This is a genomic window from Pantoea sp. CCBC3-3-1 (assembly GCF_007981265.1).
GTDB lineage: Bacteria > Pseudomonadota > Gammaproteobacteria > Enterobacterales > Enterobacteriaceae > Erwinia.
The window spans coordinates 2,099,099-2,108,274 of the sequence record NZ_CP034363.1 but is presented as its reverse complement, the minus strand read 5'-3'; the positions used below and the strand labels follow the sequence as shown (position 1 = coordinate 2,108,274).

Annotated in this window: 10 protein-coding genes; 4 read left to right on the top strand and 6 right to left on the bottom strand. The window is 54.3% G+C overall.

Features of this window, described 5'->3' with window-relative positions; translation table 11 throughout:
- Positions 1–170: 170 nt before the first annotated feature.
- Positions 171–917: a bifunctional NADP-dependent 3-hydroxy acid dehydrogenase/3-hydroxypropionate dehydrogenase YdfG gene (gene ydfG, locus EHV07_RS10060; RefSeq protein WP_147197510.1), complete on the top strand. Its 747-nt coding sequence runs from the start codon at positions 171–173 to the stop codon at positions 915–917.
- Positions 918–1,038: 121 nt separating this feature from the next.
- Here the strand turns inward: ydfG and EHV07_RS10055 are convergent, their stop codons facing one another.
- Positions 1,039–1,368 (bottom strand): YnfA family protein, encoded by a 330-nt coding sequence (locus EHV07_RS10055; protein ID WP_147197508.1) that lies wholly within the window; start codon positions 1,366–1,368, stop codon positions 1,039–1,041.
- A 131-nt stretch (positions 1,369–1,499) separates the two neighbouring features.
- Here EHV07_RS10055 and EHV07_RS10050 point away from each other — a divergent pair, with 131 nt between their 5' ends.
- Both EHV07_RS10050 and EHV07_RS10045 read left to right on the top strand, forming a co-directional pair.
- Positions 1,500–1,853: a DUF1283 family protein gene (locus EHV07_RS10050; protein ID WP_147197506.1), complete on the top strand. Its 354-nt coding sequence runs from the start codon at positions 1,500–1,502 to the stop codon at positions 1,851–1,853.
- Positions 1,854–1,901: 48 nt separating this feature from the next.
- On the top strand, positions 1,902–2,198 hold the full coding sequence (locus tag EHV07_RS10045) for a DUF1161 domain-containing protein (RefSeq protein WP_147197504.1): 297 nt from the start codon (positions 1,902–1,904) through the stop codon (positions 2,196–2,198).
- Positions 2,199–2,233: 35 nt separating this feature from the next.
- Here the strand turns inward: EHV07_RS10045 and EHV07_RS10040 are convergent, their stop codons facing one another.
- From EHV07_RS10040 to EHV07_RS10025, 4 genes are all read right to left on the bottom strand, one after another.
- Positions 2,234–3,688: an MDR family MFS transporter gene (locus tag EHV07_RS10040; protein ID WP_147197503.1), complete on the bottom strand. Its 1,455-nt coding sequence runs from the start codon at positions 3,686–3,688 to the stop codon at positions 2,234–2,236.
- A 206-nt stretch (positions 3,689–3,894) separates the two neighbouring features.
- Entirely contained in the window at positions 3,895–4,563 is a 669-nt protein-coding gene (bioD, locus tag EHV07_RS10035) for a dethiobiotin synthase (RefSeq protein ID WP_147197501.1), read from the bottom strand.
- Positions 4,564–4,682: 119 nt separating this feature from the next.
- Complete coding sequence (locus EHV07_RS10030) at positions 4,683–5,900, bottom strand: ROK family transcriptional regulator (protein ID WP_147197499.1); 1,218 nt, start codon at positions 5,898–5,900, stop codon at positions 4,683–4,685.
- A 110-nt stretch (positions 5,901–6,010) separates the two neighbouring features.
- Complete coding sequence (locus tag EHV07_RS10025; protein WP_147197497.1) at positions 6,011–6,928, bottom strand: LysR family transcriptional regulator; 918 nt, start codon at positions 6,926–6,928, stop codon at positions 6,011–6,013.
- 156 nt (positions 6,929–7,084) lie between these two features.
- Between EHV07_RS10025 and EHV07_RS10020 the strand changes: the two genes are divergently transcribed.
- Positions 7,085–8,311, top strand: a complete 1,227-nt coding sequence (locus EHV07_RS10020; RefSeq protein ID WP_254446352.1) for an MFS transporter — start codon at positions 7,085–7,087, stop codon at positions 8,309–8,311.
- A 42-nt stretch (positions 8,312–8,353) separates the two neighbouring features.
- On the opposite strand, the gene msrA is transcribed toward EHV07_RS10020, so the two are convergent.
- Entirely contained in the window at positions 8,354–8,884 is a 531-nt protein-coding gene (gene msrA / locus EHV07_RS10015) for a peptide-methionine (S)-S-oxide reductase MsrA (RefSeq protein WP_147197495.1), read from the bottom strand.
- Positions 8,885–9,176: the final 292 nt, after the last annotated feature.

Here is a 9,176-nt window from a genome sequence, read left to right as displayed (position 1 = left end):
GAATAAACCGCAACAAGGCGTTTTCAGACGCACCATAACATCGCAAGGGTGTTCTGAAACGCACCAGCATCGTGCATTTTTTCTTATTAATCATAACCAATCCGTTCTTATCAGTTCATGATGGAAATGATATGGTGATTAAAACCCAAAATGTGTTGAGGAACAGTGAGATGATTGTATTTGTAACTGGCGCTACCGCTGGCTTCGGAGAGAGTATCACCCGCCGCTTTATCGCTGAGGGACACAAGGTTATTGCCACCGGCCGTCGCCAGGAACGTTTGCAGAGCCTGAAAGAGGAGCTGGGCGACGCGCTATATACCCTGCAACTGGACGTGCGTAATCGCGCAGGCATTGAAGAAGCGCTGGCCAGTCTGCCCGCCGGGTGGCGTAACATCGATGTGCTGGTTAATAACGCCGGCCTGGCGCTGGGTATTGAACCGGCGCACAAAGCAAACCTGGATGACTGGGAAGCGATGATCGATACCAATAATAAAGGCCTGGTCTATATGACCCGCGCCGTGCTGCCCGCGATGGTGGAACGCAATATTGGTCATATTATTAACCTGGGTTCGATTGCCGGCAGCTGGCCTTACGCAGGCGGTAATGTTTATGGCGCGACTAAGGCGTTTGTCCGTCAGTTCAGCCTGAACTTGCGCACTGACTTACACGGCACGGCGCTGCGCGTTACCGATATCGAGCCGGGCCTGGTGGGCGGCACCGAGTTTTCTAACGTTCGCTTTAAAGGTGACGATGCGAAAGCGGACAGCGTGTATGACGGCGCAGAACCGCTGACCGCAGAAGACGTTACCGAAGCGGTTTACTGGGTCGCTACGCTGCCGAAACACGTCAATATTAATACGCTGGAAATGATGCCGGTTGGCCAAACGCTGGCGGGCCTTAAAGTGCATAAATCCTGATAAGGCGCTGTGCCGCCGCCTGCCAGATCCGGCGGCAAAACAGTACAAATTGTTGAGAGTGCAGGCTCAGGTTTATCAGCCATCTGGGCCTGCCTTAGCCGGAATACGATTTTGCAGCCGGCTACGCTTTTCCCCACCCTGCCACGATAATCAACATGCCACAAAATGCCACTGCTGCGCCCGTCCAGTCGTAGTAACTTAGCCGGACGCCGTCGACAAAGCGCAGCCATAACAAAGCGGTAACGACATAAACGCCGCCGTAAGCGGCATAAACGCGACCGCTGGCAGCGGGATGAAAAGTCAACAGCCAGACAAACAGCGCGAGACTGGCGGCGGCAGGTATCAGCACCAGAACAGACGCGTTTTTTCTCAGCCACAGCCAGGGCAAAAAACAGCCAATAATTTCGGCCAGCGCGGTAAGAAAAAACAGCAGTGTGGTTTTTATTAACATACTTCCTCTCTGAAACGTCAACGATCGGGCGGGCTGAGTGGTTAGCCTGCCAGCGCTGATGATATACTATTGCAAGCGATCGTCGCAGCCGCTCGGGTCGGCTGTCCGTTGGAAGTGAAAAGGAACCGAAGATGAAAACGAGTAAAGTCTGGTTAAAAACGCTGAGCAAAGCCGCTTTGCCGCTGGTACTGTTCGCCACGCTGTTTAGCCTGCAACAGGCGCAGGCCAAAACGGATACGCTGATTATTCAGGACGGCAGTAGCGCACTGACCAACGAGCAGGCGCGTCAGCAAAAACAGCAGTGGGACGAAACCCACCGGTTGCGCAGCAAACAGAATCTGCGTGCCGAAAAAGATTTCGATAAAGACGACCGTGCCATTGATACGCGTGACGCCTGCGATCAGAGTCTGAACGTTAACGCTTATTGGGAAGCCAATACCCTGCGCTGTCTCGATCGCCGTACCGGACGCCCCGTCACGCCCTGATGAAATATTGCTGCTATAGTTACCGCTGAATTCACGCAAAAGGACAGGATGATGAAAGGTAAGAAGTGGATATTAACCGCGCTGATTATCGCCACTCCGCTGGCGGTGCAGGCATCTTGCGAAACGGTAAAAGCGGACATTAACCAGAAAATTATCAATAACGGCGTCCCGGCAAACGGTTTTACGCTGGAAATCGTTCCCAACGATCAGGCCGAACAGGCTGGCGGTCAGGTTGTTGGACACTGCGAAAACGATAGCCAGAAAATCGTTTATAAGCGTGGCGCCGAAGGTGACGCCCCGGTTCCGGCAAATACCGGCACCTCTCAGGACGCACCTTCGTCGTAAGTTTTCTCTTCAAGGGCTGCGATTGCAGCCCTTTTCTATTCTGGCCTGCCTGAGGGAATCGCTCTGGCCACCAGCATACTTCCTGACGCAATTACCACCGACACCGCAAACACCCAGTGCAGTGAAGAAGCCGTCTGCTCGATAATATGTTGCAGACTGGCGTGCGGTAACGCCTCTCGCTGACTGGTAGAGATAATCTGCTGCACAGGATCTTTAAACTCCGGGAGCCGCAGCATCAGATTGTAATTAAGTACCGCCCCCATCACGGCGGTGCCCAACGCGGAACCCAGCATGCGGCTGAACATGATCGATGCTGTACAAATCCCCCGAATGGAATATTCCGCGCTGTTTTGCACGGCGATCAGGAAGGTGGTGCTGGTCATGCCCATGCCGGTACCGATGACAAAGGCAGACAGCCCCGCATGCACCAGCGAGCTGGTGCTGTGCAGCGTCAGCAGCATTGCGGTGCCGAGGATCAGCAACAGCGAGCCAAGCTGCGCGGTAAAACGGTAAGAAGTCCGCAGCATCAGTTTACCGCTAAGCGTGCTCGCCAGCGGCCAGCCGATTGACATCATCGCCAGCGCGCTTCCCGCCTGGAGCGGCGTACCGCCATTCACGCCCTGGATCCAGCCAGGCAAAAATGCGCTGATGCCCATCATCGCTGCGCCGATAATCAGGTTTCCTGCATTACCGGCAACAATGGTACGGCTTCGCCACAGCGCCAGCGGAAACAGCGGTTCGCCAGAACGCTTTTCATGTCTGACCAGCGCATAACCGGCGATGGCCGCCACAGCAAGCAGCGCAAGCACCCAGTAGCCCAGCATTTCAGCCTGAAGCAGAGCCGTCAGAAGCGCAGTCACGGAGAGCATCAGCCAGCCGCTGCCTGCCAGATTGAGCTTTTGTTTTTTATGGCTGTCTGGCTCAGGAAACCAGCGTGCCAACATCAGCATAGAAACTATGCCAATGGGCACGTTAACCCAAAAGATCAGCGCCCAGTTAAAATGCTGTACAAGCCAGGCGCCGGTCAGTGGCCCCACAATCGCCGAAACGCCCCAGACGCTGGAGAGCCAGCCCTGGATCCCCGCCCGCTCTTTCGGTGCATAGACATCGGCGATGATGGTTGCCGTTAACGGCATAATGGCACCCGCGCCCAATCCCTGGAGTGCCCGAAACAGGATCAGCCAGCCCATATTGGTGGAAAATCCACACAGTACCGAACCGGCCAAAAACAGCGAGGTGCCAAAAAAGAATACCCGTTTCCGGCCCCAGAGATCGGCCAGCCGACCATAAATGGGGACGCTAACGGCCTGCGTCAGTAAATAGATGGAAAAAACCCAGCCAAATTGGGAAAAGCCGCCCAGTTCCGCAATGATAGTTGGCATCGCCGTCGCGACAATGGTGACCTCAATGGCGGCCATAAACATCGCCAGCATCGCGGCAATCAATATCCAGTGACGGTGCGCGACCTGTGTTTGAGCTGTTTCTGACATAAGCATCCTTTTTTCATAGTGCTTTTAGTCTGGCCTGGATTGGCTTGCAGTGTTTCCGAATTGTGCGATCGGCAGCAAAGATTATGGCGAGAAAGGGACTTTAACGCTGAGGAAAATAGCGAACGAACGGGGAGCGCGTGCGGAACAGATCTGAGAAAGGCCGAAAAGGTTTGTGCAGCGGCGCGAGCGCACCGCTGTGACCGCCATTAAACCTGACTTAAATCGAGATAGCCTGCCAGCTCCCGCCGTTCAGGTTTCGGTAAATAAGGCAGCTCGCCCAGCAGAGGCGCCGGGATCTTGCTGCTTAAGACTTCGATAATTTCTGCATAGTGCGCCAGCCCCGGGTTGATGCGGTTTGCCACCCAGCCCAACAGAGGCAACCCGTCATTAATCACCGCCTGGGCGGTAAGCAACGCGTGGCTGATGCAACCCAGTTTGATCCCCACAACCATAATCACCGGCAGGCGCTCCTCAACGGCCCATTCAGAAAGCGGGCGCAGATCGTTCATTAAGCTAAGCCAGCCGCCCGTTCCCTCCACCACAACGTGGTCCGCCTGCACGCTTAACGACTGCAACCCCTCGCTTAGCCTGGCATAATCAACCACCATGTCACGGCTGGTACTGATTTTATCATCCAGTAAGGTTAATGGATTAACCGATTCATAGGGCAAAATAACAGAAGAGGATGCCTGCAATATCAGCGCATCTTTATTCCGTGGCCCCTGCTCGGTTTGCTGGCTCCCTTTTGCTATCGGTTTGTAGCCAGCCACTCTCTTGCCGCCTTCTGCAAGCTTTTGCAAGAGCGCGCGGGTAACAACCGTTTTTCCCACCTCGGTATCGGTACCGGTAACGAATATTCGCTTTAACCTGGTCATGTAGAGAGTCCGCTCCTGACGATTATTTATTAACAACTGTTAACATTTAAGACGGATCATCTTAGGTCAGCGAGCGAGCGTTGAATTTGCGTTAGCGCAATTTTTTTTGATAAAGAGGATTAACCCTGCAACAGTTTGACCAGCAGCGTGCCGTTATAAAGCGCATCCTTGACCAGGGCTGCGCCAGGCATGGTGCCCTGATTGTGAAAATGCGTCGGCTCAACCCGGGTGCGCTGGCTGTACGCGGGAAGCGACTGTCGGCGAACGCAGTCGGTAATAGCAGAGTGAAGGATTTCCTGCGCGCGGTTCAGCGGCGAGCCAATCAGGATTTTTTCCGGATTAAACAGGTTGACCATAATGGCCAGGATGCGCCCCACGCTATGCCCCACGCCGGTAATGATATCTTTAGCCAGCGGATCGCCAGCCAGGGCCGCATCACACAGCGATTCGATGGTCAGCGGTTGTTGGTGCAGCGTGCATTCCGGCGAAGACTGCATGCGCTGTGCGGTTAGCTCCAGCACGCTTTCAATGCTGGCTACCGTTTCCAGGCAGCCATGATTGCCGCAGTAGCACTGTTTGCCCCAGGGCTCGACCTGCGTGTGTCCAATTTCCACCAGCGTACTGCTGCCGCTGTGTAATAACCGGCCATCAGCAATGACGCCCGCGCCAACATTGTGATCGATCACGACCTGAATAACGTTACTGACTTCGCGAGAAGCGCCATATAACGCTTCTGCCATCGTCCACGCGCAGATATCGTGCTGGATATAAACCGGCACGCCAATATGCTTTTCGAGCTCGCTGCCGAGCGGCATATCCCTCACCGGATAAAAAGGCATGCGGTGCACGATGCCCTGTCTGGCATCCAATATACCGGGAAGCGTAATGGCAATCGCGGTGAGGCGTTCCAGCTTGCGCTGGTGACGGATAAAAAAGCGGTCGATTTCATTAATAATGCGCGTGATTAAAGGCAGCGGATCGTCCACCGGCAGCGGCAGATTTTCCTCAACAATAAGCTGGCTGCTTAAATCTCGCAGCGCCAGCGTGATATCGCCATTGCCAATGCGGGCAGAAAGGTAATGCCAGGCCACCGTGTCCAGGATTATGCCGACAGCGGGGCGTCCACGACTGCCGATCTCCTGAAACTCCGTTTCCTGCACCAGATGCGCTTCCAGCATCTCACGCACGATTTTAGTAATGCTGGCCGGGGCCAGCTGGGCCTTTTTGGCTAATTCAATGCGCGAAATGGGGCCAAACCGATCGATCAGCCGGTATACCGCGCCTGCATTGGTCTGTTTGATCTGGTCAATGTGCCCAGGCTGACTGTCCGCTATCACCCGCCTCCTCCCGCTTATTTTCGCGCCTCAAAATAAATCACTGGCCCATGGTGAAACAGTTCCGGCAGCACGTCAACGGTTTGATTTATACTGTGATTCAGAGCACATATTCAGGTTATGCGGCTTGAAAATTCATTCTGCTGATTATTTAACAGCAGCCGGATCATTTGCCGGGTTGCCGCGCTCATTTCACGCCGTTTTGACCAGACCAGCCAGACCTCGGATAACGCGTCTGGCTCGCTCAGCGTAATCCAGCTGACATCTTCCAGGCGCACCCGCCGAAACGAAGCAGGAAGAATTGAAACGCCCAGTCCGGTCGCGACCAGCCCGAGAATAGTCATCGCTTCGCCGACTTCCTGAGCAATGTTAGGCGAAACGCTGTAACGCTCCAGTAGCGTTAAGGTTTCGGCATATAAAGCGGTTCCCACCTGAGGATCGAAAAAGACGAACGGTTCGCCCACCAGCTCGGTTATGGAAAGCGTGGCCCGATTCGCCAGCCTGTGCGCCCGATGAACCACCGCGCAAAGGGGCTCGCGCAGCATCAGCTGGTGCGATAGCGTCTCTGGCAACGGCGTGTTGCGCATCACGCCCAGATCCAGCCTGCCGTCATTGAGCGGCGCCAGCTGCTGTCGGGTATTGATTTCCTGCATTTGAATATGCACGCCGGGGTAGCGCTGGCGAAAGGTATACAGCGCATCAGAAACGGAGGTGATAAACGGCGCGGAAGAGGTGAAACCAATCCGCAGTTCACCTTCCTCACCGCGATGGAGCCGCGCGGCTTTATCCGCCGCGTTGGTCACGTTTTGCATAATCTGGCGGGCATCGCTAAGAAACTGCTCGCCCGCCGCGGTGAGCTGCACGCTGCGGTTAGTACGGGCCAACAGCCTGGCACCAACTTGCTGTTCCAGCTGCTGAATTTGCTGGCTGAGCGGCGGCTGCGAGATATTCAGGCGCTGGGCAGCACGACCAAAATGCAGCTCTTCCGCCACGGCAATGAAGTAGCGCAGATGACGAAGCTCAATATTCATATTTTAAACGTATCATTCAAGATTATTAATAGATTAGACATCATATTAAGCCGGGCTTACAGTTAACAGTATAATTTTTCTTCTTTTTAAGGGATCGCAGTGAACCACTCATCTCGCAGCATCGTGGCCGACAACGGTGCTGAACGACGCTCCGCCATTCAACGTTCTACTCGCCCTCGCGCTACAAACAGCGCCACGCCCCCGCTGTTTATTAAACGTGGCACGCCAGAATTTATGCGTGTCACCCTGGCGCTTTTTTCCGCCGGACTGGCCACCTTTGTCTTGTTGTATTGCGTGCAGCCCATTTTGCCGGTTTTAACCCAGGAGTTTGGCGTTTCTCCGGCTACCAGCAGCCTGTCGCTCTCTATTTCTACCGGTCTGCTGGCGCTGGGCTTGCTGATTACCGGGCCGCTTTCGGATGCCATTGGACGCAAGCCGGTAATGGTGACCGCGCTGTTGCTGGCCGCAGTTTGTACCCTGCTTTCAGCTACCATGACCAGCTGGCATGGCATTTTAATTATGCGGGCGCTGATTGGGCTGTCGCTCAGCGGCGTGGCGGCCGTGGGGATGACCTATCTGAGCGAAGAAATTCATCCCAGCGTGATCGCTTTTTCAATGGGGCTGTATATCAGCGGTAATTCCATTGGCGGCATGAGCGGCAGGTTGTTAAGCGGAGTCATCACCGATATTACCAACTGGCGCGTGGCGATAGCGGCGATCGGCTGTTTTGCGCTGGCTTCCGCGCTGATGTTTTGGAAAATTTTACCGCCTTCGCGCCATTTTCGCCCGGCCTCCCTGAAGCCTCGCAGTTTGATGATCAACTTTCGCCTGCACTGGCGTGACAGCGGTTTGCCGCTGCTGTTTGCCGAAGGCTTTTTACTAATGGGCGCTTTCGTCACCCTGTTTAATTACATTGGCTACCGGCTGCTGTCGCCGCCCTGGTCGCTAAGCCAGGCCGTTGTTGGCCTGCTGTCGGTGGTTTATCTCACCGGATCGTGGAGTTCGCCTAAAGCGGGTGCGATGACGGCAAAATATGGCCGCGCCAGCGTGCTGCTGTTCTCGACCGGGATTATGCTGGCTGGGGTGCTGATTACGCTGGTGAATTCTCTGTGGTTTATTTTTCCGGGAATGATGCTGTTTACCGCAGGCTTCTTCGCGGCGCATTCCGTCGCCAGCGGCTGGATTGGCCCTCGCGCACGGCGTGCGAAAGGTCAGGCATCGTCGCTTTATCTGTTCAGTTATTATTTAGGTTCAAGCCTGGCGGGAACGCTGGGAGGCGTGTTCTGGCACAAATTTGGCTGGCAGGGAATTGCCGTATTTATTGCTCTGCTGCTGGTAGTAGCGCTGCTGGTTGGCCTGCGTTTACGCAGCCGACAGCTTTAACGCGATGAAGACAGGATGGGCCACGCGCCCATCCTGTCTGACTTATTTGGTGCGGTCAGCGAAACGCTTATGCAGTTTTTGTAGTTTTGGCGGGATGACCGCCAGGCAATAGCGGTTTTCCTGCCCTTCGCCTTCCCAGTAGTTCTGGTGATAATCTTCAGCAGGATACCACTGTGCATCGCTTTCAATAGTGGTGACGACCGGTTCGTCATGATCAACCTGCGCACGGGCAATCGCCGCTTTCGCTTCCACCGCCTGAGCTTCATTGGCTGGGAAAATCGCCGAGCGATACTGAGTGCCGATATCGTTACCCTGACGGTTTAGCTGGGTAGGATCGTGCGTGGCGAAGCTGATATCCAGCAAATCACCGTAGCTGATTTTTTCCGGATCGAAACCTAAGCGAATGGCTTCCGCGTGGCCCGTTTCGCCGGTACAAACCTGGCGATAGGTCGGGTTGGCTACATGGCCCCCGATATAGCCACTTTCTACCGATTCCACACCGTTAATCTGTTTAAAGACTGCTTCTGTACACCAGAAACAGCCGCCAGCGATAATTGCATATTCAGTCATAATAACTCCTGGTTAACTCTGTGCCACCGACTCACGTTCAGCACGATCGCCTCAACACTGTTCATTGCAGCATAAATGCGGGCTTAACGCCATTCGTCAGGGCGGCTCGTTTTTTTCTGACGTCTTTAATCTGAAAATGACTTGTCCTAAAACCCTACATTGATAAGGCCTGTTGAAAGCCTGAAAAATACTGAAATTATTTTTAATTGAATGCTCAATCAATAAAACCTATAGTGACTGCATCTTTTTTAACAAAATCGCTCAGGAGGTCAACAAATTACCGAGTCATTTAACG

Bases quoted from the DNA above. Each gene is read 5' to 3' on its own strand.
- EHV07_RS10055 (WP_147197508.1), bottom strand. From the start codon at position 1,368: ATGTTAATAAAAACCACACTGCTGTTTTTTCTTACCGCGCTGGCCGAA.
- ydfG (WP_147197510.1), top strand. From the start codon at position 171: ATGATTGTATTTGTAACTGGCGCTACCGCTGGCTTCGGAGAGAGTATC.
- EHV07_RS10045 (WP_147197504.1), top strand. From the start codon at position 1,902: ATGATGAAAGGTAAGAAGTGGATATTAACCGCGCTGATTATCGCCACT.
- EHV07_RS10040 (WP_147197503.1), bottom strand. From the start codon at position 3,688: ATGTCAGAAACAGCTCAAACACAGGTCGCGCACCGTCACTGGATATTG.
- EHV07_RS10025 (WP_147197497.1), bottom strand. From the start codon at position 6,928: ATGAATATTGAGCTTCGTCATCTGCGCTACTTCATTGCCGTGGCGGAA.
- bioD (WP_147197501.1), bottom strand. From the start codon at position 4,563: ATGACCAGGTTAAAGCGAATATTCGTTACCGGTACCGATACCGAGGTG.
- EHV07_RS10050 (WP_147197506.1), top strand. From the start codon at position 1,500: ATGAAAACGAGTAAAGTCTGGTTAAAAACGCTGAGCAAAGCCGCTTTG.